This is a genomic window from Wolbachia endosymbiont of Litomosoides brasiliensis (assembly GCF_013366805.1).
Lineage (GTDB): Bacteria > Pseudomonadota > Alphaproteobacteria > Rickettsiales > Anaplasmataceae > Wolbachia.
This window is the reverse complement of the sequence record NZ_WQMO01000006.1, coordinates 1-21,592: the sequence shown is the minus strand read 5'-3', so window position 1 is coordinate 21,592 and position 21,592 is coordinate 1. Positions and strand designations below refer to the sequence as shown.

Sequence of the window (21,592 nt, the reverse complement as noted above, 5' to 3'; positions counted from 1 at the left end):
GCAGGTAGAAATTAGCATGAGCTAAAAGAGCAGACAAAGTTAACTTTATTTTCCATTACTTTTTGGTTTATCGTTATCACCTTCATCTTCAAATTCATCATCATATTCATCATCATATTTTTCTTCTTTAAGCCCATCATCTTCTTCAAATTTGTCATCTTCATCATCGAACCCATCATTATATTTTCCCTCTTTAGGTTCATCATCGCCTTTAAATTTGCCATCATCTTCCTCATCATCAAATCCGTTATCATCTTCTTCATCAAACTTGTCGTCAACATCTTCATCATCGATCTCTAATTCATCGTATACTGTATCTTTAGTTTGAGCCTCAATAGGATAATTAGCAGTGTTAGGCCCTTCAATAGTGTTGTTTCCTTCATTATCAACCTTACCTTTGTTAGCATCAGAAAAAACTTTGTTTGGGTCATATGGCTCCTGTGTAGGCACACGAGTCTGTTTGAGTAACTTTTTTATGAAGGCGCTATCACTGTAGTACAAGATTTTCTTTGATTTAACTGGATAAGTCGACTCTATCAAAATTATCTGTTCATCACGTGGCAACATAATAATTTCTTGAGGCAACAGCAATGCTCTCTGCGTTTCAGAGATATGTAACGATCTTGATGCAGGATTTAAGTCTAAAAACTTAGGTCTATTCAAGGATTCTTGTTGTACAGTTTTGTTTCCTATAAGTTGTGATATTAAGTTAGCTGTCTCAATGTTATTAGCTGCAAAAGTTATTCTATAAGTTGAGTTTGATAAAAAGGAGTTCATCCCTGCTTCCTCGTATATTCCTTTAAGTTGCTCAGTATCTTGAACAATTAGGAACAATCTAACTCTATAGCCACGAAAATATGCAATACCAGTTTGAAATTGCTCCATTTTTCCAAGTGTTGGAAACTCATCCATTAAAAACAACACACCATAAGGCTCATCATCCGACGGCAATTTCCTACACAAGAATTCAGTTGCTTGCTGGTAAAAAACTTGCATTAAAGGCCTTAATCTGTTTAAGTTATCCGGAGTTAAACCAACATAAACCGTAACTTTCCTCCTCTTAAAATCTAGAATATTAAAGTCACTTGATGCAGTTGCGGTATCAATCAATGGGTTTGCCCACAGCTCAAGAGATGAGTTCATGGTTGAAACGACACCTGACCTTTCTTTGTCAGCTTTCTGCAAAAAAGCAGCAATGTTCATATATGCTACAGGATGTATTACTTTGCCCATTGTGTCCAAAACAACAGCAAGATTGTAAACTACGTCATCGCTACGCATCGTACGTACAACTTCACCAAAAGACTTAACTTTTTCTGGTGCAGCAAGTAGGTACAATACTACTCCAACAAACAAGCTTCTTGCTTCGTTTTGCCAAAAGTCTTGTTCAGGCATAATTAAGTTAGCTATTTTTTGCACATCGTCAACCATTTGTCCAGGTTTTTCACTAATCCATTCTAACGGATTATAGCAGTGGCTTATTCCGTCTGGCTGTGCTGGATTCCATACGTACACTTTTTGCCCTTGTCGTTCCCGCCAACCACTCGTTATTTCATAGTTTTCCAATTTTATGTCGTGTACAATTACTGAGTCAGTCCAAAATAACAAATTAGGAATTACAAAACCAACACCCTTACCGGAACCCGTAGGCGCAAATAGCAATGCATGTTGATATCCATCAGCAATGAAGTAGCCTCTTTTATCCTTACCAAGCAGTAGCCCCTTTTTACTTCTTAATCCTGCCTTTCGTATCTCTTTCTCTGATGCCCATTTTGAGTCTCCGTGGAGTGATTCCTTCTTTCTAAATGGCCGCCACTCGATTATTTTTTCTCTTAAATTCCACAAAATAATCATTAAAATAACAACAGGCAATGCAGAAGATATAATTAATTTGATCTTAAGCTCGAAGCTATACAACCCTGGATGATGCCAACAATTTTGCATATGATCAAAAATTGTTGGCCAAAGAGCTTGAGGAAAAGGCGTTAAGCTAGGATGGATTGCCTTAAAGTTCACACCATCTGGACCATCAACAAATAGATAAAACAGTATACCAGATAAATAGAAACAAAACTCTAGTATACTAAAAGCTACAATACCGCCTATCAAAACATTGCGTAGATGGTTACCGCTATGACTCATAAATTACTTTTTCTTAATTATATATAAATTTAAGCATTTTCATTCAAAGATCTAGTAAACAATATTTCAGAAACACTCCTTTTTCCCCCACTAGTTCTTTTTAGCTGGATAACAACATCAATCACATTTCTAATATAGAGCATAATCTGATTTGGAGGAATACCAAGGTTTGCTTGCATAACCATCAATTTTATTTGCTCGAGAGCCATTGCTGGACTATCTGCATGAAGGGTTGATATTGACCCAGGGTGACCAGTATTTATTGCTCTAAGAAAACTAAAAGCTTCCGCTCCACGGAGCTCACCAACTATTATTCTATCTGGCCTCAAACGTAAGCACGCTTCTATCAAGTCTTGAGTAATCACTTTTGCCCTACCTTGCCCTCCTTTTGAGGCAATAAGGTGCACTCTGTTTGGATGATCATTCAAAACAATCTCTCTTGCATCCTCAACAGTGATAATTCTTTCTTCAGTCGGAATGGCGCGCAAAGTAGCATTAGTAAAAGTGGTTTTACCGGTAGAAGTTCCACCGCTAATTATAATGTTTTTCTTGTTTATTACAGCGTATTCCAAAAATTCTCTTATCTTCTTTTGCTTTAACAGTGAATCCAGGTGAAGGTTCACTGGACTATCGATTGCTTCTATAGCAGTTTCAGAAAAAGCTCCCATTTTTTCATAATCGTCCAATGCTAATTGGAGACCAGAGGGCTTACGAATTGACATGACTACTTTATCAGACTCACATGCTGGCGGAAATACTATCTGTACACGATAGCCATTCGGCAGTGTGGCTGAAAGCAAAGGTGCTTCTTCACTAAGTTTTTGTTCCGTAGCTTGAGCAATTAGTCTACCAAGAGATTTTAGATGGTTCAGATCGAATATTTCTAGTTTTTCACACCTTGTTTCACCGCAATTTTCAATCCAGACTTCCTTTGGCTTGTTTATTGATATTTCATTTACGCCTTCCTCTTGAAATATGCCTTGTAATGGCTCCAAATACGTGTCAAGTGCAGCATGGTTCATTTCATTGATTTAATATTGCTTGTGGAGGAAATACTATATCTTGATTAACAAATACCTTCAATGCAGTACCTTGATCAACGTAAACAGTTAGGTTTTTGTCTGTAGATCTGTTGACTATATCTCGCATATCTTTAGAGAAATCATCGGTTGATTTTCCAACCGTCTCTTTATAAAGAGACTTGTTTTTTCTCTGAATAGGTCTTAACAGTTGGTTTACATCTTCTAGGCTTATGTTTACCTTGTCTTCTCCAATTTCTAGTGATTCTGCCATTTCCTTTCTCAATATTCTCAACAAATCTTGCTCGTTTTGAGCATTGCGAATTCTTCCAATAGCCCCAAGGTCCAATTTCCACTTTCCTCTTACCGCGTTCTCAACTGTACTTTTAGCTATGCTATCGTTCTGTAGCCCCTTGATAATAGTACCTTTGAGTGGGAAAGTATCTATTTCAGTTGCAGTGATGGATTGTATTGCATCTATGGCAGTTAACGTATCGATAAGATTATAGGCCTTTTGCCCTATAACAGCTGAACTAATTGAGACACCTGCAAGCAATATTGAAGAGAATAATGCACTTGCTATTTTGTTATCAACTATTCCAGCTATCCCTGCTCTGCCAAGCTCATCAGTACCAGGTGACGAAACAGCAACATCTATTCCATGAGGAAGAATGATCCTATTCCAGTTTATGTTTATGCGGGCTTTTGTAACATTCGAATCAAACGAATAACTGCCTATTAACCTTGAACCTTTGGGTATTAAAACCGTATCACCAGTTTCTGCATAAACGTTGCTACTAACTACAGCACGCAGCATTCCTTGTAGATCAGAATCTATCGCAGTTTCAAGAACAGCATCAATAATCTTGCCTTGAGTGATCATAAATCCGAGTTTCCCCACTCTGGTAGCTATGCTCGGCTGTACTGAAGTGTCAGATAAAATAGCATCTGCAGTCTTGTCCTCTTTATTATTACTAGCTGAAATTGCTAACATTTGTGCGCCACGCCTATCTTTAGGATAACCACCGCTCCCTGTTATAGGAAACGTGGTAGGTAAGTTGCCAGTAATATTGCTATAAGGAAAGTTTTGCTTTGGTAAGACAGGTATACTGGATACAGGAGTTTCTTTTGGCTTTTCTTCTTCTTTTTTTACTACTTTTCCTTTTTTAGTTTGTTTCACTTCTGGTATAACTTGTGGCACAGTAAGAGGAGGCAAAGGTGGCAAGGAATCAGTGATTGCTCTTTCAGGAACTGTTATATTCTCTGGAACTTGTTCCAACTTTTCCTTCAACCCTTGAACATTTTGCTTTGTTTCTTCTTTTTTAATGATCTCTACATTCTCTTTGTTGGAAGAAGGCCTAAAATAGAGATAATATACTCCGCCAACTAGAATCACTAAAATAATAACCATTAATGCTCTATGACCTTGATTAGAGCCAACTGTTACCACCTTGCTCTCTATTTCTGATTCATCTTCCGAACTATTACGCCCTTCTTTATTCATATTATATGTACCACAACTAAAGTGACCTGTTCATGATTTCAACTTCATCGTTCTCATAACGCATGAACAACTTCTTATGCACCCCTTTTATTATAACATAACCATCAAACAATAACCGTCTACAAGGCAGTCTAGTTTTACCCTCTTCTACAAAAATCTGAGGTATCTTATTACTATCTCTAAATTTAAAATAGGTTAAATAGCCATCATCAAATAATTTGATCGGCATCATGTCCGCATTGCCATCTCCGTCAATATACGTATAATTGTACTTCGTATCATTTTCCTGTATTATCTTTTCTGGATTATCTACAACATATTGCATTTGAGTAGGTGATGATATTTCATCCAAATCAATATCAAATTCATCCTCCTCTTGAGGGTAATAAAAACGTACTACGTAAGATATATCTTTTTCAGCAGAACAATCATGACTTACTTCCTCAGCATCAGTATCTGGGTATTTATCATAATTTGGCCTTGAGATTAAATCAAAAATATAATCCCTCTTTTTAGTTGTCGTAATAATCATATTAGTGCGGCTACTAGCTTCAAATGGCATAATAAGCAACTTGTTGTCATAAGGGCTAATTTTCCAACTTGATGCGTCGCCAACAGCAATATTTTTAACTTTCTCTCCTTCTGCAAACTCAATATAAGAATAGTAACCTTGACTAAAAACAACCGTGAACACTTCGTTAGGGCTGTACACAAAAGTTTTTATTCTACTGTCTATGGAAACAGGCTTACTGCAATTGATTAATGCATTCAAGTTGCTACTTATCACTAAAGCTAAAACTAATAATATTCTATACATATTCATCATCTACTCTATAAGAAGTAACTTGAAACCCTAACGGGTTAACATATCTTTGCTGATCATTCATTTCAAGTGGTGCATATCTGTACGACATGATAACTATCTTGTTTTTTCTTATAGAACTTCCACCTTTTTGTGTAAATTCCACAGTAAACCTTACCTGAAAAGTATCATCATCCAATTTCTGAGTCGAGCGAATCTTAAAATCATTTTTGACAAATCCTGAATATAAATTAAAAAGGTCATCTATATTTTGTGATCCTATATAATTTTTAAATTCATTATATACATTAGGTGAGGAAAATAATCTAACTTTTGTATAATAGTTATAATTGTAGCTATATGGATCAAAAACTTCTCTTGCTTTTATGTATTCTGCAATAAAATGATTGTTTAGCACCTCATCCGCAGAATATTGTTTTACTGTAACAGGGTTAACTAATTGCACTATTCCTGATTTTTTTTCAATTTCTATAACGAATGGTTCAATAGTGCTGCTGGTACTAATCTTAAATATAGCTAATATGCCTACAAAAATTGCTACTAATAATACTAGTGTAAATAGAAGCAAAATATTTCTCTGAACAATAACTGTGCTGTAGCGACTTGAATTCCAATCTATATCCTTATCTAATGACCCACTACTTTTTCCGCGTTTAAAAAATTTCAGCATCTTAATATCCTTAAAAACCCTAACCTACATTAACAAACATAGTCAATTAACTAAAGCAGTTACAACAAAAAAGCTAAAGAACCCTTAACTCATGACCTAGCCTGCTAAATTTTGTTTCCATATATGAATTATTATATCTGTTACGCTCTATAATAAGTGGTAGACGCCTTGTAACCTCTATACCATTGTCTTTCAACTCCGATAGCTTTTTGCCGTTATTTGTAAGTAGCTGGATTTTTTTGATGCCCAATTTCTTAAGCATTTCAGCTGCAACAACAAAACTTCTCTCATCATCTTCAAAACCCAATATTCTATTTGCGTCCACAGTATCGAGGTTATATTTCCTTTGCATATCGTATGCCCTTAACTTGTTAGTTAACCCAATGCCTCTACCATCTTGCATCAGGTATAGTATAATGCCACCTCCAGAGTCAGTCATTATTTGAATTGCTTGATGTAACTGGCTTCTGCAATCGCATGACAAGCTATCTAATAAGTCGCCCGTATAGCATGAAGAATGAATTCTTACTAACGGTTCACTATTTTTACCTGGATTGTTAATAACAATTGCATAATGTTCCTTTCTGCCATTATAGGTTCTATAAGATATGATATTTACTCTTTGAGTCTGTTTTAAAAACAATGATGTTCTGCATACTTCATATACATCCTGACTTTGTTGAAAGTTATTTATAAATAGCATGTCTAGTGCAATGACATCATTTTCCTCACACCAACCTTGCATTTCATTTTTATATTTGAAGTCCATGTCAATCACTAATGCGTATGGCAACAATTCTGAAGATTTTAGCAAAGCAATAGCGCATCCATCTATTGCTCTTGAATACTCCAATTCCTTTGTATGATCTTCTTTTGAACAATTTATCAACTGAAATAGTTCATTAAAATTGTTTATCAGTAAGCGTTTGTTGTCATGCTCTGCATTTTGAGACATACACGTTACCTTACTTGAAGGCAGAGTAACATATACCTTGCCTGAGATAAGCTTGTACTGATTAAATAAGTCTCTCTCTAAAGTTTCAGCAGCAGCAACCAATAGATAATTACTTTTATCATACAATATAACTGGCATGCCACGCCTAATCTCGCTGATAGCCCTCTCTACTTTATTTTTATCTCGATTCCCTATAGACATTTCACCTACATTAAACAACGACAAAAAATATGGTGCGGCCGAGAAGACTTGAACTTCCAAGGCCTTATGGGCCACAGCAACCTCAATGCTGTGTGTCTACCAATTCCACCACGGCCGCACTTATTCTAGTTTTTATATAACTACTTTAAATTACTTAAACATTTTAGAATTTTTCATCTAAAGTGTCAATCTGATGCTAGAATAATTTAAGAACTGCCTGTATAATTCAGTTATGAGCTTTATGAGCATAAATTTCAATTATTTGAGACAATTCTACTACTAATTTTTAACTTAAGTTTCTATACAAATGAATATAGCTAACATCCTTATTCTTTTAGCCTTATCTTTTGTAACCAATTTTCATTCTATCCAAGCACAAATATTATACACGTGGTCTCAGGTTATTCCAGATAATGAATTAAGCATACGTGTAATTATAGACAATGATACCTGCCCTGTTGCTTATGTTGATGGCAAAGAAGTAGAGATGTTAAACCGCAGCTCAATTAACAATGACGATCATATTGAAATAATTTGTGAACTAACAGTAGAAATGGGTGCTCAAAACATCAGTATTGATGGTATACAGGTTCCTATATTACCAGAAAAGATTAGCAGAATCGCTTTTATTGGTGATACAGGCTGTAGAATAAATGCATTATTTCAACAGGAATGTAATTCAGTAGATAGCTGGCCCTTAAAAAAAAATTTAGATTCTATTGCTCTTCATGAACCAGACTTAATTATCCATGTTGGCGATTATCACTATAGAAAAACGAAATGTAGAAATACACAAAAGTGTGGTGATATTTATGGATACAATAAAGAAGCTTGGTACGCTGATTGGTTTGAGCCTGCAAAAGATATTTTATTACAATCCGCCTTCCTTTTTATTAGAGGAAATCATGAAAATTGCAATAGAGCTTATGAAGGATGGTTTAGGTACCTAGACTCACATCCTTTTTCACCTGAAAAATGTGAAAACTTTGTTCCTGGCTGGTTTTTAGATATTGGACCGATGAAGTTTTTTGTCTTTGATTCTTCGTCTGGTGAGGATATTTTTATAACTCAAAGTACAATTGATTCTTTTGAGAAACGGTTTGATAAGTTAACACAAGATAGTTCTGGCAAGCCCACGTGGTTTTTAACTCACAGACCGCTTTGGAGATCTCCAAAAAAGGAATTTCTGATACTAAAAAGCCATGGCAATCTTACACAGATTGAAGCTTTTGGGGATAAATTTCCAAACAATGTTACTACCATAGTTTCTGGACACATTCATATAGCTCAGATTTTATTAATGAATAATGTGCCAGACCAGATTATAGTTGGAAATGGTGGTGCATTATTACACGCTCAAGATCAAGAGCCTGTTTACCAAAACATAGAGTTTAGTTACTCAAATGGCAAAAACTACTTAGCACATGAAGTTAAAAACTTTTTTGGCTTCGGTTTTTCAATATTAAACTTAGACGATCATGAATTTACTTTCTATGATCAAAATAACGAGGAAATATATTCTGCAAAGCTAACGAAAGACTTCAAGCTTGAGATAGATTGAAGTTACAACTTTAAGTACTCTACTTAAACATTTTTCTTAACTGATTGATTTCATCAGCAAATTCCGAGTCGGTTTTTATAAAGTTTTCTATTTGTTTCACTGCATGTATAACAGTAGCGTGATCTCTACCACCAAAGCTTCTTCCAATGTCAGGCAGGCTTTTGTGTGTAAATTTCTTAGCAAAATACATAGCTATCTGCCTTGGTCTTACAAGACCACGGAGTCTTCTATTGGAATGCATGTCTGTAACCTTTATATTAAAAAACTCAGCTATTTTTTTTTGTATTTCTGCTATTGTAATTGACCTATGATTTGATCTAAGAAGGTCCATTAGAGTTTCACTAGCTGACTCTACTGTCATACTCCTTCCAATCAGTGAAGTATGGGCAACCTTATTTAATGCTCCTTCTAATTCTCTTATGTTAGACCTTATATTCCTCGCTAAAAACTCCAGAACATCTTGTGGAACATACATATTCATTTGCTCCACTTTGGCTTGCAGTATACCAAGTCTTAACTCGAAAGTTGTTTCATTAATGTCTGCCACTAACCCCCAACCTAGCCGTGATTTTATTCTTTCTTCTACTCCATCAAGATCACTAGGAGACCTATCAGCTGATATAACCAATTGTTTGTTTTGATCTATCAATGCATTAAAAGTATGAAAGAATTCTTCTTGTGTGCTATCTTTACCACTAATAAATTGTACATCATCTACCATCAGTACATCCACCGATCTAAACTGTTCTTTAAATAACATAATGTCTTTGCTTCGTAGTGCTGTAATATACTGATACATAAATTTCTCTGCTGATAAATATACCACCTTTCTTTTTGCTGATGGAGAATTAACTATGTGCCAAGCTATAGCATGCATTAGGTGTGTTTTACCGAGCCCCACTCCACCATATAGAAACAGAGGATTGCTACCTGGTATCGGATCTATGGACTCTGCCACACGCCTTGCAGCTGTAAATGCTAATTCATTTGGCTTTCCCACTACGAAGTTATCAAAAGTAAATCTCGGATCCAGTGGCGAACCAAGATTATTAACACTTTCCTCTTTGCTTTTTAATATGATGCCAGAGCTTGAATTCTTTTCTTCGGTTACTTGAATATCAATAGAACATACACTTTTATCTTCATTCTGCCATAATAATAATATTTTTTCCATGTAGTGAACTGTAATCCACTCTTTTATGAATCTTGTTGGTGCAGATAACAAAACTTCCCCATTGCTACTACTAACAAATTTAAGTGAACTTAACCAGCTGTTATACGTTGCTTCCCCATAAAAGTTATAAAGGAGATTTTGGATTTTTTCCCAAGCAATATTATGATCTGTTGCTGTAACAATTTGATCGAAAAACATAGCAGAAACCTTAGGCTTAATTAAGCTCATACACTATACCAAGACAAAAGCAATAATTAGAAAAGTAATAAGATAATCAACAGCTTGCTGCAAAAAGCTAGTACTACTTAATACACACTAAAAATTATGGTGATTTTTAATGAGTTGTAAAGGGTATAAAAGCACTAAAATTGATCATTTTTATTTCAACAAATAAAGCGTTACTTATGTCAAGGATTAGCGCTATACTAAAAAAGTAATAATATATTATGCGTAAAAAAGACATTAAATCTGTTGGTAAAAAAGTAAAGCACTTGTATAAATATGACTAACCCAATGTGAATTTACTGAAACAAATTTATGATTATATTAAGTAACTTGAATTGTTGCGCTGAATTTGGCATTGAATTAGAATTCTATATTGAAGGAATAGAGAGAGAGCATTTATTTCTTAATAGTATTAAAAGCAAAATAGCTTTACTTGGGCTTTCCTGCGAGAAAGAGAGTTCTATACATCAATATGAGATAAAAAGTGGTTGTTATAATGATTTCAACAACTTAATTAAGCATTTTGAGTTAGCAAAAGAATTACTTACTGAAACAGCACAAAAACTTGGCGGGAATGTTTCTTTTAAAGCAAAGCCCTATTTGGATAGAGCAGGCAGTGCATTAAATGTGCATGTTAATTTGGTAGATTCAACCAACAGTAATTTATTTAACTGCAATGAACAAAAGTACAGTGATTATTTGATTCATGGTATTGGTGGGTTATGCGCTATGATGAAAGAACACATGCTATTTTTCGCTCCAAGCGATGATTCATATTTAAGGTTTCAATATCCGGATATTCACACGCCAACTACAATTAGTTGGGGCGTGAACAATAGAACTGCTGCAATAAGAATTCCCTGTCTCGGTAGCAAGTGCCGTCTAGAACACCGTGTTCCTGGGGCAGATTGCAACCTTGAAAAAGTGCTTACAGCAATAATCGAAGGTATTATTTTTGGCATAGGGAACAAAATTGCCCCACCAAATAGAGTATATGGTATTGCATCTGACCCTCAATACAAGATGGAGAATTTAGTATAAACTCCAACTACCAGATATAGATCCAACAAAAAAAGTTACACTACTTGCTCTTACCACACCCTGGTTCACGTGCATTATAGCTATTATTAACTCGACTGGTATAATCAAGCTTATACCAATTCCTACCGCACAAGGACAGATAGACAACAACGGAAAAGAAGCTATGCTAAAGTAAGCAAAATAGCAAGGTTTAACAGCATTGAAATCAAAATTATTAGATGAAAAAGTCGTGGAATCAGCAAAAGAAATGCCGAAGGAAGTGCGAAATAATGCATATGTTGAAAAAAAAACCGAATGCTGTAATTGCAGCAAAAAAGCCAGCATAATAGCCGTAGCAAAAATATGTTGCATTCCAAGAACAGCACTAACTGCATAGATAAAGCACCTAAAATTTGGAAGAGAAGAAAAATTATTTACTCCCACCAACGCCGTAGAAAAACTAGATTGAGTTAAGTCAATTTTAACAAGTTGAGTATGGATACAAGAAAACCCTATATGCAAAAAATGAAGTTTTCGTATATTACGTCAAGACCAATTCACAATGAACAAGTAAAAATAGATAGGAGGAGTAAAAAAAACTTAATTAGACTATTGGTAAGTATCTGAACAAGAGTTATTTTCCTTTGATGAATTATGGTTTGGCACACATTCAAAAGTTGGAAATGAGTGGTTAAAAAGGGCGTCAGAACACAGGTTAAAGTAAAATTAGGTAGAAAAAATTTTTATCTCTACGGGCAGTTAATTTTAGAAACAGAGAGAGTCTTAGCTTATTTACACCAGATGTTTACAATAATTGTATGAATATATTTCTTGAACAAATGTCGCAATATTTAAGAACTCGACAAGATTATATATCTACCACCATACTCACCTGATCTTAATCCTGTTTAGAGGCTTCGGTTGTATATAAAACAGAACATTCTGGTAATAAAGTCTATGATATAATTGCTCTGCTTGAGAGCACTTCATGCAAATTTATTACCTCTCTTTCTCACTCCGCAACGAAACAGCTCTGCAACGCCATTTATTTGACCTATTAACAATAAGCATAAGCATCACCACTAAACTTTGCTATTTTGGTTATGCCTTCACTATCCACATATCCATAACCATGGTACAAATTAAAACCATCCTCCCAGACTCATCTTTTATGGGTTCATGGGTCACTTGCTTATTACTTTATAACACGCATCTTCTTCAAATTCATAATATCTTTATCTTCTTGACAAAAGTATATGTTATACTTTTTATTGCAATAGATCTTTAACTCACTAACATTTTTCTCTTGCTGCGAAATATCATTGATTCTTATTAGCTCATTTCCATTTTGGTTAATAAGATTAACGTTTAAGGCTCTACCAGCATTGTCATTTTCTTCACAGCGGGCTTGAAAAGCTACTTTTTTCTCTCTAAATACCTATTTGCAACACTTTTTCCCTCCTGTATTAATTTTACATATTTATTCATATTCCTCCTAAAGTTTTCACTAAAATATTTAACTTCTTCATCCACTGCTTTTTTCTATATGAGCTTGTTTAAAATCCGTATCAGTTATTAGATTATAAACATTCCACTTAGAGTTTTTTTTTAAATTAGACAATACAATATCAAAGCTCGTTTTCCCTTTTAAAAATTCTAAAAAACATACTTTGTACCATAGATTTTCTAGTCTAAAACCTGTCACCATTTTTTTGATTAAGAAGACATAACCAGGCATGTTGCTAAAACTTTTAACAAGATTATCTAACTTTTTACGTAAATCGTTATTTTCTATGCTTGGACAGCAAAGTTTTTACCAAAGAACTTCCTTTCATCCTTTTGATCTTTTCTTCAAGACGTGCAAACGCAGGCAGCACAATAAAACTAACATGTTCCCTTAGTTCCTCCTCATCATGAAAAACAAGATCCTGCAATACATATAAATTATCTGCTAAAGAATAGACACCTGTAAAGACATATTCTTTACTAATCTCTACAGCTCGTCCAGTATCTATAGGCTGATTGTTATTTCTTCTGCTTTTGTTGCTCTGCTTTCTTTAAAGAAAGCCTTAAAATAACTAGTAATTGTATTCAGCACATCACACCTGTACATCATTCTAAAAATATACTCCCCTTTAAGAGCAACCAGGCTATTAAAGCCTTGCCTTATATTAACTTTAATGATGAAGTGCTGAAAGTAACTACAAGTGTTGGAATTGAATTTAACTTCTTTGCTTTTCTATACAAAGCTATGCAAGCGTTTTTTTATTAGGCAATAGTTAATAAGATACAAGAACGCTCTCAGAAAATTTAAAATCTTTAAGTTTAATAATATCCTCTCTTTTTGGACCAGTTGAAATCAGATGAATTGGTATACCTATTAATTCTTCTACTCTTCTCACATATTTTATCAAGTTAACAGGTAACTTCTCAGCTAACTTTTCACCTCGAGTACTTTTTTCCCAGCCAGGAAATTCTTCATATATTGGCTCTAATTCTTCCTGTATTGAATGTGATGCAGATAAATAATCATACATTTTTCCACTGTACTGATAACCAGTACATATCTTAATTTTATTAAGAGAATCAAGGACATCTAACTTAGTTAATACAATGCCTGAAACTCCAGAGAGTTGTACTGCCTGGCGCACTAAAACTGCATCAAGCCACCCACAGCGTCTTTTTCTATTGCTCACTGTTCCAAGTTCCTTGCCTATAGTGAATAAGCTATTTCCTATTTCATTCCTTTGCTCAGTAGGAAATGGGCCATTACCTACTCTTGTTGTGTAAGCTTTTGCTACACCAATAACATAAGCATCGGAGAATAATCCCGAGCCTATCATTGCTTGTGATGCTATGGTATTACTTGAAGTAACAAAAGGATATGTTCCATGGTCAATGTCTAAAAACGTCCCCTGGGCGCCTTCAAATATTATTTTCTTACCTTCTTTCACAAGATTACCTAATATTTTCCAAACTGGCTTTCTATATGGAAGGATTTTTTCTGCAATTTCTTTAATTTCCTTTAACATTTCTTCTTTCTTTATCACCCGATAGCTTAGGCCTTTCCTGATAGCATTGTGGTAATTTAAAAGAGTATCTAACCTTTTGTTGAGTTCATCCGCGTCTTCTAAGTCACAAAGGCGTATAGCCCTTCTCCCAACCTTATCTTCATAACATGGCCCTATCCCTTTGTTTGTTGTACCAATTTTGTAATTTTTATTTAGATCTTCAAACAGTTTTTCCTTTTCTTTGTGTACACTGAGTACTAATGGGCAGCTTTCCGATATCATTAAATTGTTAGGATTGACATTCATTCTTTTAATTTTCAATGACTCTATCTCTGAAATTAGAGCATGTGGATCAAGGGCAACGCCGTTCCCTATTATGGATATTTTACCTGTCCTTAAAACAGCAGAAGGTAGCAAATTTAATTTATAAACCTCATCATCTACTACTATGGTATGTCCTGCATTATTTCCTCCCTGGAATCTTACAACTACGTCCGCATTTTCGGAAAGATAATCTACCACTTTACCTTTACCTTCATCGCCCCACTGTAGGCCAACAATTACAATATTATTCATCAACATCTTCTGAGTTAACATGCAAATATTAATGTAGCATTCTATAAATAACAAGGAGTAATGTTCTGAGCTTCTAGATTTTAGTAATTCTTTAAACAATTACTCGAATCATTTTAGTGACACTTAGCCCACATTTATAAGAATATCGTGATTCCAGAAATTCAAGTAGCTTACAGAAATGCAAAAAACTACTTAACAAACTCGACAGCCCTTTATCATAAGCCATGAAGGTATTTTCAGTTATCTTCAACTGTACAGATTAAACAACGAGATATTACGTAGTTGGCGCCTTATATTTAATTTTTTGCACTACGTGCACCTTATGCCTTCACAACACTTCTAGGTTTTTCCCTATATAAGCCGAAACGCACCCATAAAGCGTTCAAGGTATAGTATGCCGATTTGTAGGATCAGAGAGCGAGCAACTTCTACCACGCACCACGGAATATCTTTAGCAAAAATGTGTTGCATTTCAGAACAGCATTGACCACATGGATGAAGCACCTAAAATTTGGAAGAGAAGAAAAATTGTTTGCTCCCCTCAATGTTGTAGAAAGACTAGATTGAATCAGAGTTAATTTGAACAAGTTGAAGTATGAATACAAGAAAACCTTAATAATTGATATTAAAGAAATAAGAATAAGAACTCCAGGAAAAGTTTGGCTTGGATGTCAGCAAGTCTATAGTATACCTTGAATATACAAAAAATGAAGTTTTCGTATATCACGCCAAGATCAATTTACAATAAATAAGATGAAGATAGGCAGGAAGAGGAAAAAAAACTTAATAAGACTACTGGTAAGCATCCTAAACAAGAGTTATTTTTCTCTGATGAATCGTGATTTAGCACACATTCGAAAGTTGAAAATTAGGTGGTTTAAAAAGGGCGTTAGAATACAGGTTAAAGTAAAATTAGGTAGAAAAGATTTTTATCTCTACATTACAGTTAATCCTAGAAATAGAGAGGGCTCTAGCTTAATTTATACCGAATGTTAGCACTAATTATATAAATATATTTCTTGAACAAATGTCGCAATATTAAGAATACGAGAAGCCCTTCTTGTTATGGATTGTGCTAATCAGCATAAGTCAAAAAATTCAAAGTACCTAAAAATATCGAGATTATATATCTACCCGTACTCACCAATCCTATTAAGAAATTTTGGTTGTATATATATAAAATGGAACACTTTGCACAATAAAATCTATAATACAATTGCTTTGCTTAAGGGCAATTTGTGAAAATTTATTACCCCTCTTTTTTACTCTGCAATTAAACAACTCTACGATTATTTGACTCACTAATAATGAGAATTGTTATTACAAATAGTCTCATTAAGTTTTTTTTCACTCTTCCTGCCTATCTTCATCTTGTTCATTATAAATTGATCTTGGCGTGATATACGAAAACTTCATTTTTTGTATATTCAAGGTATACTATAGACTTGCTGACATCCAAGCCAAACTTTTCCTGGAGTTCTTATTCTTATTTCTTTAATGTCAATTATTAAGGTTTTCTTGTATTCATACTTCAACGTGTTCAGATTGACTCTAATTCAACTTAGTTTTTCAACAACGTTGAAGGGGAGCAAATAATTTTTCTTTTCTTTCAAATTATAAGTGCTTTATCCATGTAGTTAGTGCTGTTCTTGAAATGAAATATATTTTTGCTATAGCTATTATGCCGTGATTTTTGCTACAATTATAGCTTTTAGTTTTGCAACATATACGTTATTTTGCATTTTCTTCAGCATTTCTTTTACTGATTCCACAACTTTTTCATACAATAATTTTAATGCCATTTAAATCTCGCTATTTTACTTATTTCAGTATGGCTTCTTTTCCATTATCGTCTATCTGTTCTTTATGTGGTGGAAATTAGTATTGCTAAAAAATTAAAGAGAAATGTGAAAGCACTATATCTCTTCACATCAAAAGAACTTGCTTTTTAACATGAATAATTATATATTTTCAATAAACCAGAGTTGTATTCAAAATGAAGAGCTTAAAGGAATTATCCTTAAGAATTAAGAACATTAGGTCTGTACAGAAAACTACAAAAATAATGCAAATGGTTTCTGCAGTAAAGTTACTACAGAGCCAAAAAAAGTTATCAAATTCAAAACTGTATATGTCCAAGCTACATGGCATTATTTCTTCACTAATATTATCAGCTGACCAGGAATTACTGGCAAAAATCTTCAACACTGGTGATAATGATCCTTATCTAGTGTTTATCATTGTATCTGATTGTGGCTTGTGCGGCAATTTTAATTCCTCTATTATAAAATTTAGCCAAGAGTATATAAATAAATTGATTGCGAGTGGTAAAAGAGTAGATATTGTATTTCTTGGTAAAAAAGCTTTTGATATAGGTAAAAGTAGGTTCGACTCTAAAAGTATTTTAAAAATTGAAAATAGTAAGGAGGTCACGCTAAAGCGCGTAGAAGCTTTAGTTGATAGTATAAACCTTAGTAAATATAATAAGGTTAAAGTTTTCTATAACAAATTTTTCAATACCTTCACACAGAAGCCAATTTTAGAAATGATAAAACCATGGAGTAAAAACTCATCTTTGATTGATGATTCTCTGACCAACTCAACAATAGACTACAGCTACGAATACGAACCACCAAATACTGAATTCATTTTACGATCTTCGATTCAAAATCACGTTGTAGCTGCCCTTTACTCTGCTTTACTTGAAAGTGCAGCAAGTGAGAATAGTGCTAGAATGGTTGCTATGGAATCGGCGAATAGAAACACTAAGGAGATGCTGAATAATCTGGCATTACTTTACAATCGTTCTCGTCAAGCAGCAATTACAACTGACTTGATCGAAGTGATAGGTGGCGCAGAATCTTTATAGAAAGTTCAGGAACAAAAATGAATATATTAAATATTGCAGCAGACATAATTAAGCTAATAAAAAAGCAAAATCAAGACGCAGAGGTTGTAATATATGAAACTAACAAAATCTCAGTTTCTCAACGCCTATCAAAAATTGAACAAATATCACAATCTAAGAATTGCACTATAGGAATTAGAGCTATAGCAGGTAAAACCAAAGCTGCGTATATTTCTACAAACGATTTAAATAATCTTAGTGATACAGTAAGCAAAGTAGTAGAAATGGCAAAAAATGCACAAGAGGATCCTTACATTAATTTTGCTATAGATAGAGATAATTGCACCTCTTCTAAAGATTTATGTGTCTTAGATAATAATGTTGTAACTATTGGTAATCTAAAAGAAACTGTTAAAGTTGCAGAAAACTCAGCTCTTGCGCATAAAAACATCATTAATTCTGAAGGAGCCTCTTCTTCACACATTTTAGTAAATACAGTATTATCTACTATTTCTGGTTTCATCGGCTCATTCAGTAAGTCAATCTTTGCTAATCAGGTTTCTGTTGTTGCTGGATGGGGAAGTGAGATGAAGGTTGGATATGACTACGATATAGCATGTAACTTTGGTGATTTAAAATCGCCAGAGTTAATAGGAAAAGAAGCAGCAAAAAGAGCAATTGATCAATTGAATTCACGCACAATTAAAACTGGTAAATTTCCGGTTATTTTTGAAAAAAGAGCAGCAAAAGAGCTAATAAGAAGTTTTGCCTCTGCTATAAATGGCAGCAGCATTGTGAACGACAGCTCTTTCTTAAGAAATAGTTTAAATACTCAGGTTTTCAATGATAGAATCAACATTATTGATGACCCATTGTTACCAAGGGGAATAGAATCAAGACCATTTGATGGAGAAGGAATAACCAGCAGGAAAAATACATTTGTAAAAAACGGAGTACTACAAAATTGGATTTTGGATCTATACTCGGCTAAAAAGTTAAACTTAGAAACAACTGGAAGTGCAACTCGTGCGAGTAATGCTGCAATTATTCCTGCAGCTAGCAACTTCTACGTCGAAAATGGCAATATATCAGTCAAAGAATTAATTGAGGGAGTGAAAGAGGGAGTATATATAACTGATTTATTTGGCTTTGGTGTCAATTTAATCAATGGTGATTACAGTCAAGGCGCGTCAGGATTTTTCATAGAAAATGGCAAAATAACGTACCCAATACACGAGATTACTGTTGCCAGCAATTTAAAAGAAATGTTTAGCAACTTAGTCGTCGCGGATGATTTAACTTTCTGTGGGCAATTTAATTCACCCACGATTAAAATTAGTGAAATGACAGTTGCAGGTTCACTTAACAATTAGAAAATTTAGTTGCATCAAGTATAACAATTGTGTATTGTGGTTATGTAATGTTAAAGATAGACTATGAAATATGGAAGTTTAGTTTCAATAACTGAGCTTCAGCATTCTCAATTGTAATTTCAAAGTTTTTCATCACATTAGTAATGTTAGTTAATAATTTGAGGAGTTTTTTTAATGGAATTCGGTAATATAAAGTGGTTTAATGCTGAAAAAGGTTATGGTTTTATTAAGCCAGAAGTTAATGGCAGTGATGTTTTTGTACATATCAGTACGCTAGAACGTTCAGGAATAAGACCTGATTCACTCAGAGGAGAAAATAAGGAAAAAGGAATAAAAGGAGAAAGAGTAAGCTATGAACTTAAAGAGGAACGCGGTAGAAATGGAGAAGGAAAAAAATCTGCAATAAATTTGAAGCTGTTAGGAGATTAATTCGCGTTCTGATAATAAAAATTCTTAGTAAAGTTAGTATACCATGAACGACTTTTACGAAATGGGTCTTCCACTATTGCTTGGGCAAGCTCTAGATAAAAATAGTCTTTCTATTCCAACTCCAATTCAAGCACAGGCAATTCCCTTAGCTCTAAAGGGTAAAGATATCCTTGGATCTGCTCAAACGGGAACTGGAAAAACTTTGGCGTTTGCTATTCCGTTAATTGCTAAGTTGCTAGGTGAGTCTAACGCTAGTTCAGCTTTAGTTATCGTACCAACCAGAGAACTTGCGCAGCAGGTAACGAATGAAATAAGGAAGCTTTTGTTTCAAAACTCTGTGCTAAAGATTGCTTTATTGATTGGTGGTGAGCCTATTTTCAGGCAGCAAAATCAGCTTCAGAGAAGGCCACAAATTATAATAGGCACTCCTGGCCGTATTATAGACCATATTGAACGCAAAACTCTGATGACTAGCAATGTCAGCACTCTTGTGCTTGATGAAATAGATCGTATGCTTGATATGGGTTTCAGAATTCAAATTGAAGGGATTATGAAACATCTCCCAAAAATGCGGCAAACCCTTATGTTTTCTGCAGCTCTTCCTGGTAATATAGTTAAACTTGCCGAGAAGTACTTGAACCAGCCAGAACGTGTTTTTGTTGAGCACGAAGCTACAACTCCTGCAAAAATTAAGCAAGAAATTGTTTATGCATCAGAGTTAGAAAAGTATGGAAAGCTTGTTACACAACTATGTCAACGTGAAGGATCGACCATTATTTTTGTCAAGACAAAACAAGGAGCAGATCAACTGGCCTACAAATTGCGCAAGGACAACCATAGTGCTTTGGCAATTCATGGTGACTTGAAGCAGCACAAACGCGAGAGGGTTATTAATTCCTTTCGTCGTGGCTACAATCAAATTATGGTTGCAACAGATATTGCTTCTCGAGGTCTTGATATTTCCCACATCCAACACGTTATCAATTATGACGCACCACAATCACAAGCTAACTATATTCACCGCATAGGTAGAACTGCACGCGCTGGAGCTGAAGGGCACGCACTCTCCTTTATCACCCCTCAAGATAAAAAAAGGCTGCCTGCACTAACAGACAAAAAAGGAGAGCTGAATTTTGATTGCAATGTGCAGTTTAAGAAACGTAGCAGTAAAAAGGTTTCTAGAAGGCTAAGCACACTAAAAATTAAATACGGTAGAAAAAAAATTAGTACCTTTAAAAAGAAAAGTACAGCACTAGAGAAGATGTATTAATATATTTAACCACCCTTTCCATTCTTAAAAAATCCCAGAGTAAAAAATGCTTTGGAAAATTGACACCAATTTTTATTACTAGTGGGCCAAATAAGTGACATTGCAGAGTGAAAAAGAGAGGTAATAAACTTGCTACAAAGCGCTCTCAAGCAAAGCAACTGTATTACAGACTTTATTACGCAAAACATTCTGTTTTAATACAATCGAAGTCTCTCAGCTCACGCTCTTAAATAGAGCAACATTTGTTCAAGAAATATATTTATATAATCAGTGTTAACATTCAATACAAATAAGTTAAAACTCTCTCCATCTCTAGAATTAACTGCACTGTGGAAATAAAATTTTGCCCATCTAACTTTACTTCAACCTGCGTTCTAATACTAATTCCCTCCGTAAAAGTTATATTTCAAGAACAGCACTAACCGCATGGATAAAGCACCTAAACTTAGAAGAGAAGATTGTTTACTCCCCCTTCAATGTCACAGAAAAACTAATAAGAAAACCCCAATATTACTATTAAAGAGATGAGAATAAGACATTCAGGAAAAATTTGGCTTGAATATCAGCAAGTCTACAGTACACCGTGATACGCAAAAAATGAAGTTTTCATATATTACGCCAAGACCAATTCACACATCCGAAAGTTGGACAGGGTGTTCTAAAAAGGTGTCAGAACACAGGTTAAAGTTTAAATTAGGTAGACAGAATTTTTATCTCTACAATATAACTAATTCTGGAAATAGGGAGGGTTCTAGCTTGTTTGTGCCGGGTGTTAACACTGATTGTATGAA

General features: G+C 34.4%; 17 protein-coding genes, 1 tRNA gene and 2 pseudogenes. 9 read left to right on the top strand and 11 right to left on the bottom strand.

The features are described 5' to 3' along the window. Positions 1-45: 45 nt before the first annotated feature. The 7 genes from GO684_RS01980 to GO684_RS01950 form a co-directional block, all read right to left on the bottom strand. Positions 46-2,142: a type IV secretory system conjugative DNA transfer family protein gene (locus GO684_RS01980; protein ID WP_175938450.1), complete on the bottom strand. Its 2,097-nt coding sequence runs from the start codon at positions 2,140-2,142 to the stop codon at positions 46-48. Positions 2,143-2,171: 29 nt separating this feature from the next. After that, positions 2,172-3,164 (bottom strand): P-type DNA transfer ATPase VirB11, encoded by a 993-nt coding sequence (virB11, locus tag GO684_RS01975; RefSeq protein ID WP_175938448.1) that lies wholly within the window; start codon positions 3,162-3,164, stop codon positions 2,172-2,174. 1 nt (position 3,165) lies between these two features. Beyond that, positions 3,166-4,665: a TraB/TrbI/VirB10 family type IV secretion system protein gene (locus tag GO684_RS01970; protein ID WP_175938446.1), complete on the bottom strand. Its 1,500-nt coding sequence runs from the start codon at positions 4,663-4,665 to the stop codon at positions 3,166-3,168. A 16-nt stretch (positions 4,666-4,681) separates the two neighbouring features. Next, on the bottom strand, positions 4,682-5,488 hold the full coding sequence (gene virB9, locus GO684_RS01965; protein ID WP_175938493.1) for a P-type conjugative transfer protein VirB9: 807 nt from the start codon (positions 5,486-5,488) through the stop codon (positions 4,682-4,684). Beyond that, complete coding sequence (locus GO684_RS01960; protein WP_175938443.1) at positions 5,475-6,158, bottom strand: VirB8 family type IV secretion system protein; 684 nt, start codon at positions 6,156-6,158, stop codon at positions 5,475-5,477. Before GO684_RS01960 ends, virB9 begins: the two co-directional genes overlap by 14 nt. Before the next feature lie 73 nt (positions 6,159-6,231). Beyond that, complete coding sequence (locus GO684_RS01955; protein WP_175938491.1) at positions 6,232-7,314, bottom strand: GTP cyclohydrolase II; 1,083 nt, start codon at positions 7,312-7,314, stop codon at positions 6,232-6,234. Between the two features lie 30 nt (positions 7,315-7,344). Beyond that, positions 7,345-7,432, bottom strand: a tRNA-Leu gene (locus tag GO684_RS01950). 189 nt (positions 7,433-7,621) lie between these two features. Here GO684_RS01950 and GO684_RS01945 point away from each other — a divergent pair. Further along, positions 7,622-8,875 (top strand): metallophosphoesterase family protein, encoded by a 1,254-nt coding sequence (locus GO684_RS01945; protein WP_175938441.1) that lies wholly within the window; start codon positions 7,622-7,624, stop codon positions 8,873-8,875. Between the two features lie 19 nt (positions 8,876-8,894). On the opposite strand, the gene dnaA is transcribed toward GO684_RS01945, so the two are convergent. Then, positions 8,895-10,277: a chromosomal replication initiator protein DnaA gene (dnaA, locus tag GO684_RS01940; protein ID WP_175938440.1), complete on the bottom strand. Its 1,383-nt coding sequence runs from the start codon at positions 10,275-10,277 to the stop codon at positions 8,895-8,897. Positions 10,278-10,586: 309 nt separating this feature from the next. On the opposite strand from dnaA, the gene GO684_RS01935 reads away from it, so the two are divergent. Continuing rightward, positions 10,587-11,315: a type I glutamate--ammonia ligase gene (locus GO684_RS01935; RefSeq protein ID WP_175938438.1), complete on the top strand. Its 729-nt coding sequence runs from the start codon at positions 10,587-10,589 to the stop codon at positions 11,313-11,315. 247 nt (positions 11,316-11,562) lie between these two features. Continuing rightward, positions 11,563-12,355, top strand: a pseudogene (locus tag GO684_RS01930) (transposase). 1,218 nt (positions 12,356-13,573) lie between these two features. Here the strand turns inward: GO684_RS01930 and GO684_RS01925 are convergent. Next, positions 13,574-14,881: an adenylosuccinate synthase gene (locus GO684_RS01925; protein WP_175938489.1), complete on the bottom strand. Its 1,308-nt coding sequence runs from the start codon at positions 14,879-14,881 to the stop codon at positions 13,574-13,576. Positions 14,882-15,634: 753 nt separating this feature from the next. Between GO684_RS01925 and GO684_RS01920 the strand changes: the two genes are divergently transcribed. Beyond that, entirely contained in the window at positions 15,635-15,877 is a 243-nt protein-coding gene (locus GO684_RS01920; protein ID WP_175938436.1) for a hypothetical protein, read from the top strand. A gap of 156 nt (positions 15,878-16,033) precedes the next feature. On the opposite strand, the gene GO684_RS01915 is transcribed toward GO684_RS01920, so the two are convergent. Together GO684_RS01915 and GO684_RS05535 are read right to left on the bottom strand one after the other, a co-directional pair. Further along, on the bottom strand, positions 16,034-16,183 hold the full coding sequence (locus tag GO684_RS01915) for a hypothetical protein (RefSeq protein WP_175938434.1): 150 nt from the start codon (positions 16,181-16,183) through the stop codon (positions 16,034-16,036). Positions 16,184-16,560: 377 nt separating this feature from the next. Then, the gene (locus tag GO684_RS05535) at positions 16,561-16,683 is read right to left on the bottom strand and encodes a hypothetical protein (protein WP_255419644.1); all 123 of its coding nucleotides are present in this window, start codon (positions 16,681-16,683) and stop codon (positions 16,561-16,563) included. A 194-nt stretch (positions 16,684-16,877) separates the two neighbouring features. Here GO684_RS05535 and atpG point away from each other — a divergent pair, with 194 nt between their 5' ends. From atpG to GO684_RS01890, 5 genes and pseudogenes are all read left to right on the top strand, one after another. Further along, positions 16,878-17,750 carry an ATP synthase F1 subunit gamma gene (gene atpG, locus GO684_RS01910; protein WP_175938432.1) on the top strand — a complete coding sequence of 291 codons (873 nt, stop codon included), beginning with the start codon at positions 16,878-16,880 and terminating at the stop codon, positions 17,748-17,750. Positions 17,751-17,767: 17 nt separating this feature from the next. After that, the gene (locus GO684_RS01905) at positions 17,768-19,102 is read left to right on the top strand and encodes a TldD/PmbA family protein (RefSeq protein WP_175938430.1); all 1,335 of its coding nucleotides are present in this window, start codon (positions 17,768-17,770) and stop codon (positions 19,100-19,102) included. A 174-nt stretch (positions 19,103-19,276) separates the two neighbouring features. Continuing rightward, the gene (locus tag GO684_RS01900) at positions 19,277-19,531 is read left to right on the top strand and encodes a cold-shock protein (protein ID WP_175938428.1); all 255 of its coding nucleotides are present in this window, start codon (positions 19,277-19,279) and stop codon (positions 19,529-19,531) included. A 43-nt stretch (positions 19,532-19,574) separates the two neighbouring features. Beyond that, positions 19,575-20,801, top strand: a complete 1,227-nt coding sequence (locus tag GO684_RS01895; RefSeq protein ID WP_175938426.1) for a DEAD/DEAH box helicase — start codon at positions 19,575-19,577, stop codon at positions 20,799-20,801. Between the two features lie 555 nt (positions 20,802-21,356). After that, a pseudogene (locus tag GO684_RS01890) lies at positions 21,357-21,592 on the top strand (hypothetical protein); the annotation flags it as partial.